At 39.9% G+C, this 16,776-nt stretch carries 19 protein-coding genes; 9 read left to right on the forward strand and 10 right to left on the reverse strand.

The genetic code is table 11. The annotated features are described in order from the left end of the window. Positions 1–152 precede the first annotated feature (152 nt). Both J8L86_RS01415 and J8L86_RS01420 read right to left on the reverse strand, forming a co-directional pair. Positions 153–1,610 carry a PTS transporter subunit EIIC gene (locus tag J8L86_RS01415; protein WP_211028352.1) on the reverse strand — a complete coding sequence of 486 codons (1,458 nt, stop codon included), beginning with the start codon at positions 1,608–1,610 and terminating at the stop codon, positions 153–155. Continuing rightward, on the reverse strand, positions 1,577–2,038 hold the full coding sequence (locus J8L86_RS01420) for a flavodoxin (RefSeq protein WP_211028354.1): 462 nt from the start codon (positions 2,036–2,038) through the stop codon (positions 1,577–1,579). The genes J8L86_RS01415 and J8L86_RS01420 overlap by 34 nt, the downstream gene beginning before the upstream one ends. 157 nt (positions 2,039–2,195) lie before the next feature. Between J8L86_RS01420 and J8L86_RS01425 the strand changes: the two genes are divergently transcribed. Then, positions 2,196–2,378, forward strand: coding sequence for a hypothetical protein (locus J8L86_RS01425; protein ID WP_055023094.1), 183 nt, complete (start codon positions 2,196–2,198; stop codon positions 2,376–2,378). A gap of 196 nt (positions 2,379–2,574) precedes the next feature. Here the strand turns inward: J8L86_RS01425 and truC are convergent, their stop codons facing one another. Together truC and J8L86_RS01435 are read right to left on the reverse strand one after the other, a co-directional pair. After that, positions 2,575–3,423 carry a tRNA pseudouridine(65) synthase TruC gene (gene truC / locus J8L86_RS01430; protein WP_055023095.1) on the reverse strand — a complete coding sequence of 283 codons (849 nt, stop codon included), beginning with the start codon at positions 3,421–3,423 and terminating at the stop codon, positions 2,575–2,577. Positions 3,424–3,433: 10 nt separating this feature from the next. After that, positions 3,434–3,751 carry a YqcC family protein gene (locus tag J8L86_RS01435; protein WP_211028355.1) on the reverse strand — a complete coding sequence of 106 codons (318 nt, stop codon included), beginning with the start codon at positions 3,749–3,751 and terminating at the stop codon, positions 3,434–3,436. A gap of 120 nt (positions 3,752–3,871) precedes the next feature. On the opposite strand from J8L86_RS01435, the gene J8L86_RS01440 reads away from it, so the two are divergent. Further along, complete coding sequence (locus tag J8L86_RS01440; protein ID WP_065109139.1) at positions 3,872–4,897, forward strand: DUF3549 family protein; 1,026 nt, start codon at positions 3,872–3,874, stop codon at positions 4,895–4,897. Then, positions 4,894–5,280: a DUF3301 domain-containing protein gene (locus tag J8L86_RS01445; RefSeq protein WP_055023098.1), complete on the forward strand. Its 387-nt coding sequence runs from the start codon at positions 4,894–4,896 to the stop codon at positions 5,278–5,280. Before J8L86_RS01440 ends, J8L86_RS01445 begins: the two co-directional genes overlap by 4 nt. A 1,659-nt stretch (positions 5,281–6,939) precedes the next feature. Here J8L86_RS01445 and J8L86_RS01450 read toward each other — a convergent pair. Next, complete coding sequence (locus J8L86_RS01450) at positions 6,940–7,263, reverse strand: DUF962 domain-containing protein (RefSeq protein ID WP_211028357.1); 324 nt, start codon at positions 7,261–7,263, stop codon at positions 6,940–6,942. A 57-nt stretch (positions 7,264–7,320) separates the two neighbouring features. After that, positions 7,321–7,950 carry a GNAT family N-acetyltransferase gene (locus J8L86_RS01455; protein WP_065109137.1) on the reverse strand — a complete coding sequence of 210 codons (630 nt, stop codon included), beginning with the start codon at positions 7,948–7,950 and terminating at the stop codon, positions 7,321–7,323. A gap of 127 nt (positions 7,951–8,077) precedes the next feature. Between J8L86_RS01455 and J8L86_RS01460 the strand changes: the two genes are divergently transcribed. Next, positions 8,078–8,308 (forward strand): DUF2789 domain-containing protein, encoded by a 231-nt coding sequence (locus J8L86_RS01460; protein ID WP_211028359.1) that lies wholly within the window; start codon positions 8,078–8,080, stop codon positions 8,306–8,308. Between the two features lie 13 nt (positions 8,309–8,321). On the opposite strand, the gene J8L86_RS01465 is transcribed toward J8L86_RS01460, so the two are convergent. Next, positions 8,322–8,708, reverse strand: coding sequence for a DUF3192 domain-containing protein (locus J8L86_RS01465; RefSeq protein ID WP_119968756.1), 387 nt, complete (start codon positions 8,706–8,708; stop codon positions 8,322–8,324). Positions 8,709–8,902: 194 nt separating this feature from the next. Here J8L86_RS01465 and J8L86_RS01470 point away from each other — a divergent pair, with 194 nt between their 5' ends. Both J8L86_RS01470 and J8L86_RS01475 read left to right on the forward strand, forming a co-directional pair. Then, positions 8,903–9,238: a hypothetical protein gene (locus J8L86_RS01470; protein WP_055023103.1), complete on the forward strand. Its 336-nt coding sequence runs from the start codon at positions 8,903–8,905 to the stop codon at positions 9,236–9,238. 79 nt (positions 9,239–9,317) lie between these two features. Next, positions 9,318–10,091 (forward strand): Zn-ribbon-containing protein, encoded by a 774-nt coding sequence (locus J8L86_RS01475; RefSeq protein ID WP_211028360.1) that lies wholly within the window; start codon positions 9,318–9,320, stop codon positions 10,089–10,091. A gap of 125 nt (positions 10,092–10,216) precedes the next feature. Here the strand turns inward: J8L86_RS01475 and syd are convergent, their stop codons facing one another. Then, positions 10,217–10,864 (reverse strand): SecY-interacting protein, encoded by a 648-nt coding sequence (gene syd / locus J8L86_RS01480; protein ID WP_211028361.1) that lies wholly within the window; start codon positions 10,862–10,864, stop codon positions 10,217–10,219. A gap of 59 nt (positions 10,865–10,923) precedes the next feature. Between syd and queF the strand changes: the two genes are divergently transcribed. Continuing rightward, positions 10,924–11,778 carry an NADPH-dependent 7-cyano-7-deazaguanine reductase QueF gene (gene queF, locus J8L86_RS01485; protein ID WP_055023106.1) on the forward strand — a complete coding sequence of 285 codons (855 nt, stop codon included), beginning with the start codon at positions 10,924–10,926 and terminating at the stop codon, positions 11,776–11,778. 86 nt (positions 11,779–11,864) lie between these two features. Then, positions 11,865–12,503 (forward strand): pseudouridine synthase, encoded by a 639-nt coding sequence (locus J8L86_RS01490; protein WP_211028362.1) that lies wholly within the window; start codon positions 11,865–11,867, stop codon positions 12,501–12,503. Positions 12,504–12,541: 38 nt separating this feature from the next. Here the strand turns inward: J8L86_RS01490 and J8L86_RS01495 are convergent, their stop codons facing one another. Continuing rightward, complete coding sequence (locus tag J8L86_RS01495; protein ID WP_211028363.1) at positions 12,542–13,501, reverse strand: LysR family transcriptional regulator; 960 nt, start codon at positions 13,499–13,501, stop codon at positions 12,542–12,544. Positions 13,502–13,630: 129 nt separating this feature from the next. Here J8L86_RS01495 and J8L86_RS01500 point away from each other — a divergent pair, with 129 nt between their 5' ends. Next, complete coding sequence (locus J8L86_RS01500; RefSeq protein ID WP_211028364.1) at positions 13,631–15,625, forward strand: alkyl sulfatase dimerization domain-containing protein; 1,995 nt, start codon at positions 13,631–13,633, stop codon at positions 15,623–15,625. A 192-nt stretch (positions 15,626–15,817) separates the two neighbouring features. On the opposite strand, the gene J8L86_RS21255 is transcribed toward J8L86_RS01500, so the two are convergent. Further along, the gene (locus J8L86_RS21255; RefSeq protein ID WP_211028626.1) at positions 15,818–16,540 is read right to left on the reverse strand and encodes a 4'-phosphopantetheinyl transferase superfamily protein; all 723 of its coding nucleotides are present in this window, start codon (positions 16,538–16,540) and stop codon (positions 15,818–15,820) included. Positions 16,541–16,776 lie beyond the last annotated feature (236 nt).

Here is a 16,776-nt window from a genome sequence, read left to right on the forward strand (position 1 = left end):
TAATTTGATAAATAAGGTAAGCCATATACAGAATCTTTAATTTAAAGGAGGAATAATTATGAATTATTTATCTTATACGCTCTAGAGATGACCAATAATACAGCTCACTTAGAAGATAACCCAGCCTTATGAAATATAAGCCAGAGCAAGCATTACTGCCTTGTATCCAAGTACCTTTGTAGTAACTTGCGTAAACTTTCTGCTTTTGTGCCAAAAACGACCTGCACGCCCTTACCTACTTTAATCACTCCCTTAGCACCTAATCTCATTAAACGTGGCTTATCAACTAATTTAGGATCAACTACAGCTATTCTTAGGCGGGTTAAACAAGCATTAAGCTCAATGATATTTTCAGGACCACCCAATGCACTGACCATTGCACGTAAACTTTCTTTATTTCCGGTATCTTCTGCTGCTATTCGCCCTGGAGTTTTCAAGTTAAACGCAACAATACTGACCCTAAATATCAAATAATAGATAAACGCCGTTAATGGGCCTAAAAACCAAAACCAACTGGTATTACTTGATTGTGCAAATAACACGCTAAAGTCAATCAAGCCATGAGAAAACACCACACTGTGGTTGATATCAAGCAAGATGCAAATCGCATAAGCCGCACCAGTTAATAACGCATGAATAATAAATAACAGCGGCGCGACAAACATAAAAGCAAATTCAATAGGCTCAGTGATACCAGTCAGCCAGCAAGTTGCCGCAGCAGAAAGCATAATTCCTGCAACCCGATTTTGTTCGGATTTATCAGCGCAGCGCCAAATCGCAAGCGCTGCGGCAGGTAATCCCCACATTTTAATCAAGTAGCCTCCCGCTAGATTTCCCGCTAAAGGGTCGCCAGCAAGATAACGTGCTATCTCACCTCTAACCATTTTACCTTCATGAAAGTACTGACCCACTTCAAGATAAAATGGGGCATTCCAAATGTGATGAAGCCCCAGCGGAATCAAAAAACGTTCTATCGTGCCGTAAACGGCAAAAGCTAATGCAGGATCTTGATAAACGGCCCATAGTGATAAGCTATCTATCTGATAAGCGAGCGTTGGCCATATGTGAGCCAACAAAAATGCCAATGCCATTGCAAAAGGAATAATCAGCAAACCGGCACTTCGCTGGCCTTCAAAAAATGAAAACATCGCAGGCAATTTGACATCTTGGCTCATTCTCACCACAAAACATGTCATCGCCCCCACTAAAATACCGCCAGCAATACCTGTATCTATGGTGTCAATTCCCCATAAAGATCGAGCAGGCAATTGATAAATTGCAGTAAATGCCCCCATTGACGAGATAAAAACACCAAAGCCAAACACTGCCACAAAAGCCGCTATACCTTGGTCTTTACAAAAGCCAATGGCAATTGCTACCGCAAATAACAATGGCATCATGGTGAAGATTAAATTACCAACAGCTGAAAATACCGTTGCAAGTTCTTGAGGAATAAAAGGAAGTGGATTATATGACAAGCCCAACATCACACCAGCAGCAGGTAAAATGGCAATAGGAATGAGCAGCGCCTGACTGAGGCGCTGGGCAAATTTAAACCACTGCTGACTTAATCGTCTTATTGATTGAGAGACTGAGCGGCTGAGTGCCATGTTGGTATCCATTGCACCGCGTCAGTTTCTGGCTCCATGGTTTCACATGCATCAATATCTAAACGCGCTGTTAGCGGTTTGGCGCCAAGTTCTGCAAATAATTCATCGAATTGTTTAGCCGCGCCACAGAAAGTCTCGTAACTTGAATCACCTAAACCAATAATGCTGTAACGTAAACCAGGAAGATAAGGCGCTACGGACTTCATTTCAGCAAACCAAGGCGCAATATCATCAGGTAAATCACCTTGACCTGTAGTTGAAGTAACTATGATTAATAGTTCATCTTCCTTAGGCACAAATCCCGTTAAATCAGATGATTGAATAAGGTTAGTTTCAAAATCAAGTTCAGCAATTTTGCTTGCCAGTGTTTCAGCAACAAACTGAGCACTGCCATATACGGTGCCAAACACTAAATTAACTTTTTCCATGTTATACTTCTCTTCAAGTTAACTAACTTCTATTATTCACTTAGCTAGCGGCTAAGACATGAGGTTGATAACTTCACCATACTGTATTCTCACGCTAAGCTGCAAGTATGAAATACAAACAAAAGTAATAACTTACATATACCTTAAGGTTACTGTTATGCGTCAAGCCAACAGGCACAGATTGTTTAAGCTGCAACATAAGTCCGCTCACATTAGGCGTAACTTCTATTTTCGGTCTGAGCAACAAGATACCAGTAAGCCACTTGAGAAGATTGAAGAGTTTGAAAAGCTTAAATCAGTTTTACTTGAGCATACCAAAGCACCTTTTAAAGCCAGTTAACGCAGACTCTTAAGCGCTAAACCCGTATCGAGAATGGTTATATTAAGTACATAAAAGATACGTATGCTGTGAGCGGAAAGATAATGTAACGCATTAGAAAGAGATACTGCATTGAGTATCTCTTTGATATTTCTAATCTAAGCCTAAACCAAGCCTTATTAAGCCCATACCAAGCCTTTATATTGACTAGAGCCAATTAAGCTATGTCTAGGGGAGTATCAATATCCAAATGTTCTTGCCAACCAAATTGGTCAAATAAAGTTGACCATTCCTGCTCAAGCTCTGTTTCAATATGCATTAACTCGTTGGTCACCGGGTGAGTAAACTGCAGCGACTTAGCAATTAACCAAAGTCGGTTAATTTCAAAGTGGCTTCTAAAAAACTTATTTTGTTTGCCATCGCCATGAGTCGTATCACCGATAATGGGGTGACGCAAATGAGCCATATGGCGGCGCAATTGATGCTTTCGACCAGTTTGAGGCGTTAATTTAATCAAACAAAAACGGCTGGTAGGATAGCGGCCAGAGCTAAAAGGGATCTCAGCATTTAATAACGGCTCATAGTCTGTAACAGCATCTTGGGCAGGTTTATCTTTACGGGCTTTTTTATCCGCGACATCATCCAGCTCAACCTTAAGGGCATAATCTAGTCTCGCTGCTTCATGCATATTGCCACGCACTAATGCTAAATATTGTTTCTTCACATGATGTTGTTCAAATTGCTCACACAAGGCCCGTGCTACTTCACTATTTTTGGCAAACAACAGCACACCAGATGTCGGCCTATCGAGCCTATGTACCGGAAAAACATGACAACCGACGAGATCTCGAGTAAGTTGCATCGCAAAAAATCGCTCTTTTCTTGCCAAGTAAGAGCGGTGAACTAATAAACCTGCAGGCTTATGAATCGCAACGATATGCTCATCTTGAAATAATATTTCCAATTCTGGCGCGACTTCATCATTCTCAGCGTCTTCAGCAAAATCAATATCGGTGCCAATATATTCATCATCAGCAAACGGGCTTATGTATTTTTCTTCAGTCATCATTTTCACCTTATTGACCCGTTAACAGATTATCTAATACAGCTAAAAGCTTGGTTAACTCAGCGAGTTCAGCTCGATTGCCCCACACATGCTCAGCCATCGGAGCCAGTGAAATTTTGCTAGGTAACGGCGATTGTGTTTGGATCAACATCGACATCTTAGGAATAAAAATAAATTGCAGCCATTGCTCGAAACGTAACGTATCGTAGGCAAATGGAGCAACACTGGCAAGCTCAGCATCAGATGGCGATTGGATTGACCATAAATGATTGATTTTAAGTTGCTGTTCCAGCGACTCTAGTAATTGAACAGTTTGAATATAAGGCATAACAGAAGATTATCGCTTAAACGGTTTGAAAATATCACAGGTGTTTGTGCGACTAATCATATCATCAGGCGGCAGTTAACCCTATAATAGCGGCAAGTTAATCGCGAAAAATAAGCTCTCATGACACAACTCGAAACCTTAAGCCAATTCCTCGACACTGCTAATACCCAATTTCAGGTTTATGATTTAGGCCGCAGAGTAGCCAATATCGACCCTGTGCTATTTAGCCAAATTGAAGCACTAAACACGCCTTACCCATATCCAATTCAAGGTCACGCTCAATTTGCCATTGTATTTTGGCGTGAAGACCAGCCACCTTTTATCTGGTTTTTAAAGCTCCCGTTAGATGAGCGAGGATTACTGTCACCAGCACAGCGTAGTCAGTTCATTAAAATGATTTTAGAAGCACTTGGACGTGATCCAACAAAAGCGTTAACTGATGAAGAACAAGAACGCTATGCCAATCACCCATTTAGCTTTAAACCAAGCCAAGAAAAGTTAGCATTATTTAACGCATTGGTAAAAAAACAGCTAAGCCAACAAGCATCTGCACAATATGAATATGCGGCTCAATATTTTGCACAGTTAGATGAAACACAAGCCCAAAGCGATAATTGGCAACAATTGGGTTTACAGGGCATTGCTGATGTCTGTGTTCGTTTAGACAAATTTGATCATGACAAACACATCAATTCATCATTTTCATTCGCGCCTTTAGAAGTACAAGCTGCTGTGTGTCAGTGTTTAGAACATGTCACCATCTCAAACTCATTGGCCGAAACCATTTTTGATAAATTATCGGCAGCAGACATTGAGCACAAACATATCTATCTGCGAGCACTATCGTCTCAGCCTGAATTAACCCAAAAAGCCATTAAACAGTTGGTTAATTTTCAGCAATTAGATGAAAACTTATTGATCACTATTGCAGCAAGAAGCTGGATAGCATTAAAAGATGATGCAACTCGCAAACTTTATCTAGAAGTTTTAGCCAATCAACCGCAAAACTTCTTTAATCAAGTATTTGCTGATATCGTAGCAATACCAAGCCTGCGAGAATCGCTATTACTAGACTTAAGAAGTACCGACCGCAGCGCCACACTTTCTTCCGCCATTGGCGGATTATTTAGGGCCGTAAGCCAATGATGTCAGATTTTATATTAATCGTTGCCGTTGTAGTGGTCGCTGCATTTTTTTGGCAATTGCGCCAAATGGCAGAGATCAGCCGCCGTTATGCTGAAAAGTCTTGTGCTGGTCAGAAGGTTCAGCTGCTTGCTATCGCAATGGAGTCGGCAAAACCGAGCATTGGCGGTACTACAGGGTTATGTTGGCGAGCTAAATTCATGTTTGAGTTCAGCACCGACGGTATTAACCAATACCGTGGCCATATCAACATGCACGGCAAAAAAATTGAAAAAATTAATTGGCCAATTTTTCCAGAGCCTGAATGGATGGACGCACCAATGGCTAAAGGCAAATTTGGTGGTTGCGGCGGTGCTTCTAGCTGCAATTCGGGTAAATGCCGATAATAACAACATTGATGCGCTTTATTATCACTAACGCTATCATTTTGATGGCGTTTTTTATATCTGTCGCTAACACTTTTAAAAACACGATAATAAGCGTGAAAAGTCATAGTAAAAGTAGAGGTAAAGTAGAGTTTTCACTTGCACCAGAATGCCTAAACCAATGCATGCCTTTAAAAAGTAAAAAATAACGGTAATTAACGCTTCACCTTGCCAAAATAAACTTGAGTCCAAACTTTACAAATTCCAAAAGAAAGACCGCGACAATAAATTGCCGCGGCCTCTTGTACTCTTGTTAAGCCTTCCTGCTATTTTTGTGCTCCCTGCACCATCCATGCGTCTAACTTGCTCCGTGCGCTATCCTTATTCAATCCTTGATGTTCCTTGTACACTGAAGTACTGTCCCTCTTACTCGATTATCCCTTGACCGAGCCTGCTCAAATCCTTAAGCGTGTCCTTTAATTCATCCTTGGTTTTCTTCCATGACATCCATGATTCAATCATTTGCATCCAATGCAATCACTGTTATCCATAACAGCGTAAATCCTTTTATTGATGTCCTAAAAATCCTTTTCTACAATAAAACCCTTCATCTTAATGATGTCAGTATCATCCTTTGACACTGCCGTTATCCATAACGGTTGTTTTACTGTCGTCGAGAAAGTGAATTCTTAATCATCATCCTGATGAACAAATTATCTCTCTCGTGCATTTACTGCTTGGGTATATTTTAAGAGATGTACGAATAAATAAATATGCACAAAACAGCAGATTAACAAAAAAACAACACTGCAAATCTCAAACAAACATAATAAAGTTAAAATTATCAGCAACTTAAAAAAAACACTTGATGTAAGTCTATTTTAAAAGCGATTATTCTTACACCCCTTGTGAGATATCTCTTACAAACCAGGTAGACAAATGCACTTTTGAAGCAGTTAAGCTGTTCACATATTTAACAAATGAATATCTCATATAATAAAAAGCGCAACCCTAACATGTAAGGTTGCGCCAGTTTTACGCTTTGTTAGCCATCCTGCTATGTTGTGCTCCCTGCTCCATCCTTGCGAATCGTCTTGCTCCTTGCTCCCTTATTCCTTTTTTACTCAATATCCTTGTATATGCCTTTTAAGCCATACTTGAGTTCTCAATCCTTTGAACAGTCAATCCTTTTGACCGAATCTAACTCCTAAAATTACCTTCCTGGTATTTGCTTCCTGCTACCCATATCTTCCTGACTTGGGGTCATCCATGTTTCAGTTAATCCTTAACTGAGCTTTTGCCCACTCCTTGAGCGTGTCCTACTTTCATCCTGAAAATCATTACATGTATTCGTATCAATAACTCTCATCCTGAGTGTTAATCGCCAAATACTTTCTAAGCACTACTATTACTGTTCACTGACTTTTTAAAAAGTGACTTCCTGTAACGATTTGTTTAGTCATTCAATTAATTGCTTAGTGACTTTATTGTATTGAAATCATGTAATAGAAAAATGGAAAAAGTGGATGAAACAAAATATTCACAATAGCCAACGTCAAACCAAAACAACTAAACTATTGTTTTAAAAGAATATAAAAATTAAATAAAAGAAATCAACTCGATTAAAGAATATGAAAACCTACAGTAAGGTGAGAGATCTCTTACATTCCTGATTAACACTTAACCTGAGTTTTTCTTGAGGCCGAGTTTACTTTTTAACATTTGTGCAAACATGACCCAGTCAGCAAGCAAACTATAAAAGGGGTACTCAAAGGTGGCAGGTTTATTCTTTTCAAAGAAGAAGTGACCAACCCAAGCAAAGCCATAACCAATTACGGGCAATGTCCATAAAAGCCACCATTGTTCTGATAACAACACTATAATCAACATGACTACAATAATTCCGCTACCGATATAGTGAAGTCGTCTGCATGTTACATCTTGATGTTGAGATAAATAAAAAGGATAAAAAGAATTAAAGTCTTGGTATTTTTTCGTGCTCATTTTCCATCCTACCTAGCAATTAAATCAATACGCTCACTATATAAACTACGAACCGAGTTATTTACTCGAATATATCAATACTTCACCATCTACAGTGCCGATCGTCAGTTGAGAAAGGTGCTGAAAACCCTCGCGGATAAATAACTCACCGTGTTTAGGATTATTAATAAACACGCCGATACCATCGAGTTCAGGTTGGTCATCACACCAACTTAACACAGCGTGAATCAATTTAGCGCCATTCCCTTTACCCTGTTCAATGGGCGATAACGCTATAAACTGCAGAATGCCATATTGATTACTTGGTAGGCTTTCTAAAATACTATTCTCTTTGTTGATTAAGGCTTGCGTGGAGCTCCAACCGGTTCCCAGCACCATTTTCAAACGCCAATGCCAATAGCGGCTTTCACCTAATGGCACTTGATGAGTAATCACGCACGCAACACCAATCAATCTTTCACCATTAAACCAGCCAATTAAAGGTTGCTCTTGCTGCCATAACTCAGTTAATTCTTCCCTAATAGCGGCACGTAATTTTTGCTCGTAACTGGCTTTATTTGCCGTGGACAAGGCTTCAATGAAAAACGGATCATCATGATAGGCGTTGTATATTATCGACGCAGCCACCCGTAAATCTTCTGCTGTCAGGTACACTGCACGATATTCCGCCATAGTAGTCTGTTCCATAATTTCAGTCTCATTGAAGTTCAGTGAATAGTTACAAGTTAACAAGTTTGAAACATATTGCAATTTTAATCCGCTCGCCTAGGCTTAGTGAAGATAAGTCCATTCACTTCTTAATAAGGTCGTCATCATGGATACCATCTCAATAACGTTAAACCACCTATTTGAACAACTAGGACTGGATGCATCACCGACAGGAATTGAGCACTTTATTACTACGCATAACATTCCTAACGAAACACCAATTACCCAAGCTAGCTTTTGGAATGAGGCCCAAAAAGCATTTATTACCGAGGCCTTAACGCAAGACGCCCAGTGGTCAGAACTCGTCGACCAACTGGACGTCTTATTAAGGCAATAACAGTAACTACAGTCTAGATTTTTTGGTAAGCCGTATCGCCCCAACCAACTAATTTATTATCACTGATCACCACAGGAGTACATTCATCCTTAGTGGTTTTACCATCACCTTTACTCCACTGAGTACGATAGAAGAATACATGGACTTCTTTTTTCGGACTGTCTGCGTCAGCTTGAGTAACATAAGCCTCACTGAAATCAGCAGTACCCATTAAAGTCGTTACTTGATCTCGCGCCATACCAATCGTCAACTTAGATAAATTAGTACGATTAGTTTGTTGTTGTTTTTCCCAATAAGAACTGCTGCGATTACCTTCGTGATCACCCACATTCAACACACAACCACTCAATGAAAGACTGCTTACAGCCATTAACAATGCTAAACCCAATTTTGCTTTCATGATACTTCCTTATTATTAAAATGATTCTCACGTAATTTCTACTCAAACTGTTTTTGAGATACGTTATAATGTTGTCCATTATGATTAAGCTAAAAGCATGCCAAAAGTTATATTGTTGATTTTATTATATTTTTAAAATAATATTTGATTAAATCATCATTTTCACCAATCAACATTGAGGATTTTCACTAATTATGAGTCCAATCGAACAAGTCCTCGCAGCGGCCAAAACCATTGCAATGAATGGCCACACTCCGACGATGGCATTAGTAAAAGGAAAACTGGGTGGTAAAGTGCCAATGCCTTTGTTAATCCAAGGCTTGCAACAGTTTAAAGCTATCCCAAAAGATCAGTGGCAAACCTTGCCAGATCTGGGCGATGCGCTAGAGTCGACCAAACAAACAGCCAATACTGAGCGACAACAACTTGAGCAACTATTTCAAACACAAATCCAACAAATGAAAGCTGACTTTGACAAAAAAATTGAATTACTAGAACAGCGTATAACCCAATTAGAAAATCAATCATAACCCTGTTATTAGTTTAAATTAGATTGACCACAAGACTTTTTAACGACACCCAAACACTTAACACATTAACGGAACTCCCATGTTTGTCACTGAGCTCAGATTTGAATGTTTTGCGGATACCACCATCACCGCGGCAGAAAAAGCCATCAACCATTATCTCGAATCATTACGAGCAAACGGTCAAATATTGGGAAGAGAATTTGCAGTCGCCTTTAACGAAGGTAAGTTTAAAGTGCGATTGTTGATGCCAGAAAAAACCAGCTTAGCAACTCGTCACAATAGTCCTTGGACTAAACAAGCCTTACAACAATTAACAGACGCAAAACTGTTAGCACCGCGCGAGAAATATATAGGCCAAGATATTAACTCTGAAGTCAGCAATACAGAGAAGCCTAGCTGGCAAGTGTTATATACCAGCTATGTGCATATGTGTTCACCTATCCGATCTGGCGATAACTTGCTCCCCATTCCACTGTATCAGCTGCCTGCCACCTTTAACGGCGATCATAAACGCGTCATTCGCTGGCAGACAGAATGGCAAGCCTGTGATGAATTACAAATGGCAGCGGCCACTCAGGCTGAATTTGCAGCATTAGAAGAAATTACCAGTCATCAAAGTGATTTATTTAGACGGGGCTGGGATATCAGGGGCAGAGTTGAATATTTAACTAAAATCCCAACTTATTATTATTTATACCGTGTCGGTGGCGAAAACCTTGCCAGTGAAAAAAACCGAGCTTGTCCACGTTGCGGCTCAAAAGCGTGGCGTTTAGATGAGCCATTATTAGACATGTTCCACTTTAGGTGCGAGCCATGTCGAATCGTATCGAATATCTCATGGGATCATCAGTAAAATTATCTTCTCGTCAATAGATACTAATACAACGAGTTAGCTGATTACGCATTATCGGTTCATTCAATAAAAAAGCCAGACCGCATCTATAGTCTGGCTTTTATATTTTATATCCGAATAAGCAATTATTTCTTACCTTTAATCAAATCATTCCACATCATTTTCATTCGCTGCCAAATACCTGGGTGAGCAACATATTCCTCTACAATCGGCTCAACTGGCGGCGTTATTCGTGGTGTTAGCGCATCAATAAATTCCGCAAGACTATCGGCTAATTTATCTTTGGGCCTATCACCTGGAATTTCAATCCACACACTGCCATCTTCATTATCGACAGTAATCATCTGTTCGCCATCGCCTAAAACGCCAACAAACCAAGTTGGTGCTTGTTTAAGCTTTTTCTTCATCATTAAGTGACCAATCACATTTTGTTGCAAAGATTCAAAATCTTGCTGGTTCCAAACCTGCAGTAACTCCCCTTCTCCCCATTTAGAATCGAAAAAAAGTGGCGCAGAAAAAAACTCACCATAAAAGGCATTAATATCTTGATGAAGCTTGATGTCTAATGCATGTTCTACATTACTGAAATCTGAATTACTTTTTCGTTTTACCGCTTTCCAAAAAACCGCATCGTCAGATTCAAGATCATACTTGCCTTCAATACAAGCGGATCCTTGCCCAAGTGGGAAATAACGGGGTAACTCGTCTAATACATCCTGATAAGCTTGTATATAACGGCTAGAAAAATGTTCCAATGAAGTTGAACAAGACACTTAAGATGCTCCAGTTTTGGGTTATAATAAAAGTCTATTTTGACACGGAAACAGACTAGATGACACACAATCACGACCCCTATAGTGATGCAGATGCACTTAAAGGACTCACTTTAGGTCAATCGACGCAATATCAAGCAGAATATGATGCTTCACTGCTGCAAGGGGTTCCTCGTAAACTTAATCGCGACGCTATTGAATTAACTGATACTCTGCCATTTCAAGGGGCAGATATTTGGACTGGCTACGAGTTATCTTGGTTGAACGCCAAAGGTAAACCTATGGTCGCAATGATTGAAGTTTACCTTGCTATCGAAAGTGATAATTTAATCGAATCAAAATCGTTCAAGTTGTATTTAAACAGCTTTAACCAAACACGTTTTGACAGTGTAGAGCACGTTCAGCAAACCTTAACCACTGACTTAAGCCAATGCGCTAATGGTAAGGTAACAGTGAAAGTGATTGAGCCTAAGCATTTCAATACTCAACGTATTGTTGAACTACCTGGCAATTGTATCGATGAGCTAGATATTGAAGTCAATGATTATGAATTTAACCCTGAGTACTTGCAAGACAGCACTGAAGAGAAAAATGTTGTCGAAACACTCACGTCAAACTTATTAAAATCTAACTGTTTAATCACTTCACAACCTGATTGGGGAAGTGTGATGATCCGTTATCAAGGCCCAAAGATTAATCATGAAAAGCTATTGCGCTATTTAATCTCATTCCGCCAACATAATGAATTTCATGAGCAATGTGTAGAGCGTATTTTTACCGACCTAAAACGATACTGTCATTGTACTAAACTCACTGTTTATGCACGTTATACTCGCCGCGGTGGACTGGATATCAACCCATTCAGAAGCGACTTTGAGCAACCTCCAGAGACGCACCGTTTAGCAAGACAATAAATTGCTTATTCATCAATCAGCTTAATGAATAAAGCCTAATCCCTAGGCTTTATTCATTTATTTTCTGTCGTAATACCGAGCCCTTCATGCCTACAGACAATGTTACTTGTTTAACACCAACAACTGACGATATTCAGTCCCATCAGCATTTCAAAATATTTAAACCCTTTGGTTTTTTAAGTCAGTTTGTGCCTGAAACTCGAAAGAAAAAACACTTATTGGGCGAGTTATGTCAGTTTCCAGATAAAACCATGGCAATTGGTCGATTAGACCATGATTCTGAAGGCTTATTACTGCTAACAACTGACGGCATGATGAGCCATAAAGTGAGAAGTAAAGGCATCGAAAAAGAATATTATGTTCAAGTGGATGGCGATATTGATACCAAAGCGGTGTCACTACTACAAAACGGAGTTGAAATTGGCATTAATGGCACGAAATATCTCACTCTGCCCTGTAAAGCATTCAAGCTAAACGCAGAGCCAATGCTTCCCTCACGCGGTAAAAAAATCCGCGATCCAAGACATGGCCCCACCAGCTGGGTTTCAATCACATTAACTGAAGGTAAAAACCGTCAAATCAGAAAAATGACCGCTGCCGTTGGCTTTGCCACATTAAGGCTTGTTAGGGTCAGAATTGGTGATATACAAATTAATGATATGCGTGCTGGCGACGTTATTGAACTTAATAACTTAGATTCAGTAATAAACCCTAACCTCGTATAACCCTTAAAACGGGGCTATTCATTTATCGGCTTACCTTACTAGTTCTTGGTTAAATACACTTTCTCCATCGCAGACTCCACCAGCTCTCGTAACCACTTTATCGCAGGGTCTTGATGATTACGTGTTGGCCAAATACTGTAAATCGAAATCACTTGGCTTTCAAAAGGCAAGTCCATCAAAATTAAATTAAAAATAGATTGATAGTTTTTCGCGTAGGTATAAGGCGCAATACAAATGGCATCGGATTTACTCACGCCAGATAACATCGTCAGTAAAGAGGATTTTTCACCATACATATATCGTTCAGGTAAATGGTCTGTTGAAATCATCTCTGCAACTCGCTGGTTATGACGATGAAGTCGATAAAACAGATGCTTAGCCGCGAAGTAAGACACTTCATCAATTCCATGTTTAAATTGCGGGTGCTCAGCCCTAGCAACACAAACAAGCTTTTCGGTGGCAATTTGCTTACTGGTAAAGCTCGCTTCAGTTGGCGCAACAATATCTAGCGCTAAATCAATTTGCTGATTTTTAAGGGCTTGATATAAATTACCCTCATCTAAAATCGCTTCTGTAAAAATGATTTCAACGCCTTTATTCGTCAGTGACTTTTCGATATCTGCTTCAATCAAATCAATAATTGATTCATTAGCGCTGACATGAAATACCCGTTTTGACAACGAAGGGTCAAAAGCTTTAACGCTATTAATGCATTGTTCGATTTCGATGAGTGGCGAACTTAACTGTCGGTGCAAGTGCTGACCAATCGCAGTGAGAGCGATCCCTCTTCCTTGTCTAATAAATAGTTCAACACCCACAACCGCTTTAAACCGATTGATAGCATTACTGACTGACGACTGAGTTAATGCAAGGTGCTCCGCTGCAAGCGTAATAGATTGATAATCACATACACAGCAAAACACTCTAATAAGGTTAAGATCCAACTTACGTAATTGTTGTTGCATGAGCGCATCAGACGCTAAGTTCTCTTGCTTCATCACTTCTCCCATAATACATATCGCCAAATACATTCACACAGTAAATGTATTAACCATTTTTAGCTATAGTTATATTTGGGCTTTTTATTGATAACTTATCTTTAACAATAAAAAGTACCCGAGGCTTACATGAGAAAAACACGAGTTGCTTTAGTCATCAGTTTATCATTTACCAATGCAGTGGCTGCTGCGCAGCACGAACATGACCACATCAGTCTTGACTACCAGGGTAAGCCTGCGACGCCCATTACCGCAGAGCACAACAAAGCCATAGCACAAAAGTTACCGTTCGAAGATAAATCCGCTTTTGAGCGCTTTAGTCGACATAAAATTGCCTCTTTTGATGAAGCCACCGCCAAGATACTGCGTGCAGAATTTAACTTTATCAGTGACACGCTTCCTGATTCAGTCAACCCTTCGTTATATCGCCAAGCTCAACTTAATATGGTACCAGACGGACTTTATAAAGTGACTGATGGCATTTACCAAGTGCGAGGCACTGACTTATCTAACTTAACCCTTATTCGAGGTAAAACGGGTTGGATTGTATATGACGTTTTATTAACTAAAGAAGCTGTTCAGCAATCATTAACATTTGCTTTTGCTCACTTGCCTGAGGGCAAAGATTTACCTGTTGTTGCAATGATTTACTCTCACAGTCATGCAGATCATTTCGGCGGTGCCCGTGGCGTTCAGGAACGCTACCCTGATGTCAAAGTGTATGGTTCATATAATATTACCCAAGAGATAGTGGATGAAAATGTACTCGCGGGTAATGTCATGAGCCGTCGAGCGGCTTACCAATACGGCGTTACACTCGATAAACACAATCACGGAATTGTCGATGCAGCGTTAGCAAAAGGTTTATCAAAAGGCGAAATCACATACGTCAAACCTGATTATGAACTTCATCATCAAGGCAAATGGGAAACCTTGACCATTGATGGTCTTGAAATGGTCTTTATGGATGCATCTGGCACTGAAGCTGCCAGTGAAATGATCACCTATATACCGTCTATGAAGGCGCTATGGTCAGGCGAATTAACATATGATGGTATGCACAATATTTATACCTTACGAGGCGCTAAAGTTCGCGACGCATTAAAATGGTCCAAAGACATTAACGAGATGATTAATGCATTTGGCGAAAATGTTCAGGTACTATTTGCTTCACATTCTGCGCCGGTATGGGGAAATAAAGAAATTAATCATTACCTTCGCATGCAGCGAGATAATTATGGCCTCGTTCATAATCAATCTTTACGTTTAGCCAATGAAGGTGTGGTAATACAAGATATTGGTGATGCAATCATGGAAACCATTCCACAAAATGTCCAAGACGAATGGTACACCAATGGTTATCACGGTACATACAGCCATAACGCTAAAGCTGTGTACAACATGTATTTAGGCTATTTTGATATGAACCCAGCCAACTTAAACCCCTTACCTACAAAGGCTGAAGCAATTAAGTTTGTAGAATATATGGGCGGCGCCAACAATGTAGTATCAAAAGCGCAAGCAGACTTCAATCAAGGCGAGTATCGGTTTGTCGCCACTGCATTAAATAAGGTGGTCATGGCCGAACCACAACACCCCCAAGCCCGAGAATTACTTGCCGATACCTATGAGCAACTTGGCTACCAAGCCGAAGGAGCTGGTTGGCGAAATATTTACTTAACCGGTGCGCAAGAGTTACGTATTGGCATAAAACCTGGCGCACCTAAATCCGCATCCGCTGATGTTATCAGCGAAATGGATACGTCGACCTTGTTCGATTTCCTTGCGGTTAAAGTTGACAGTATAAAAGCTGCTGAACTTGGTAATATCACTTTAAATGTAGTGACACAAAGCGGCGATAAAACTGACACGCTCTTTGTAGAGTTAAGTAACGGAAACTTGAGTAATATCAGAGTAGACAAGGCCAAAAAAGCCGATGCCACACTGACAATTAATAAGTCTGATGTCGTGGCAATATTATTAGGTAAAGCAGATATGAAAGCGCTAATGCAATCAGGAGCTGCGAGTATGCAAGGTGATAAATTAGCATTTGCCAAAATTGCATCAACATTGGTGCAATTCAATCCTGATTTTGAAATCGTACCGCTACAGCATACTCATTAGCTCATAACTTAACGAAATTCGGCTGCAAAGTTTTTCACTCTGCTTCTATGCTGATATTCACTACTTTACCAAGAGTAATGGCATGAGAGTTTAAAGCGACAATGACCGACTAAGACAAGTGAGGGAAGATTGTTCTGATAAGCCGTTTTTGATTAGCAGTTAAACATCCAAAAACCTTAACAGTTCGATAAATCAGTTGGTTTTTATGAACATTTTTATTTGTTCATGCCAGCTGATTTTTTTTGCCTTTAATTGAAGTGTTAATGGCTTTTCGCCAAAAGCGAACTCGCCCACACTCACAGCAAATCGGTATGAATGATTAAGCTTACCTAAACAACATTGCCATAAAGGTGAGACTTCATAACAAGACTCAACATCATTAGTCTGTTCAAGCTCATCAACGTCTATAGGCTTCAATAAGCTAAGTGAAATATCATGCTGAATTGGCAACAACTGATCATCTAATGTTAGGTTAGCTAAGCTCGGCGCAGATAAGTCAAATGCAAACGATTTAAGCGACAAGGCCAGTCCCAGTCCCTTTGCTTTAATATAAGATTCTTTCAGTGCCCATAAATCGAAAAATCGCTCACGCTGCTGACTTTCAGGTAACGCCAATAATGCAGTTTCTTCTGGTTTTGAAAAATAGTGATGTAAAATTGAATGGATATTCGTGCTTTCTCGGCGGCGTTCAATATCGACCCCCAATTGAATGGGCATTGAAGCGTCCTCTTTGGAGTGAATGACACCAATAAGCAACCAGTTACCACTGTGACTTAAATTAAACTGTAAGCCTGTTTGTTTATATTGCACAGCCGATAGCCTAGGTTTGCCCTTCTCACCATACTCAAATTGCCAATCGTCTGGTTCGATATTTGCAAAGCTCGATAATACGCTGCGCAAATACCCACGCACCATTAACCCTTGCTGTTGAGCAGTGCGTTGAATAAAACGATCCACTTTATTTATCTCAGCATCAGATAACCATGAACGCACTGTAGAGACGGTTTTCTCATCTAATAAATTGGTATCTAAAGGACAAAAAAATAATTGAATCGTGGGTAAAGGGCTCAAACTAAACTCGCATTTATAATTGCAATAAGACATTGTCGCTTGTTCTAGGTCGCTAATTCAACACATAAATTCAACACATA

It is taken from the genome of Shewanella sp. MMG014 (genome assembly GCF_018100775.1).
Classification (GTDB): Bacteria; Pseudomonadota; Gammaproteobacteria; order Enterobacterales; family Shewanellaceae; genus Shewanella; species Shewanella japonica.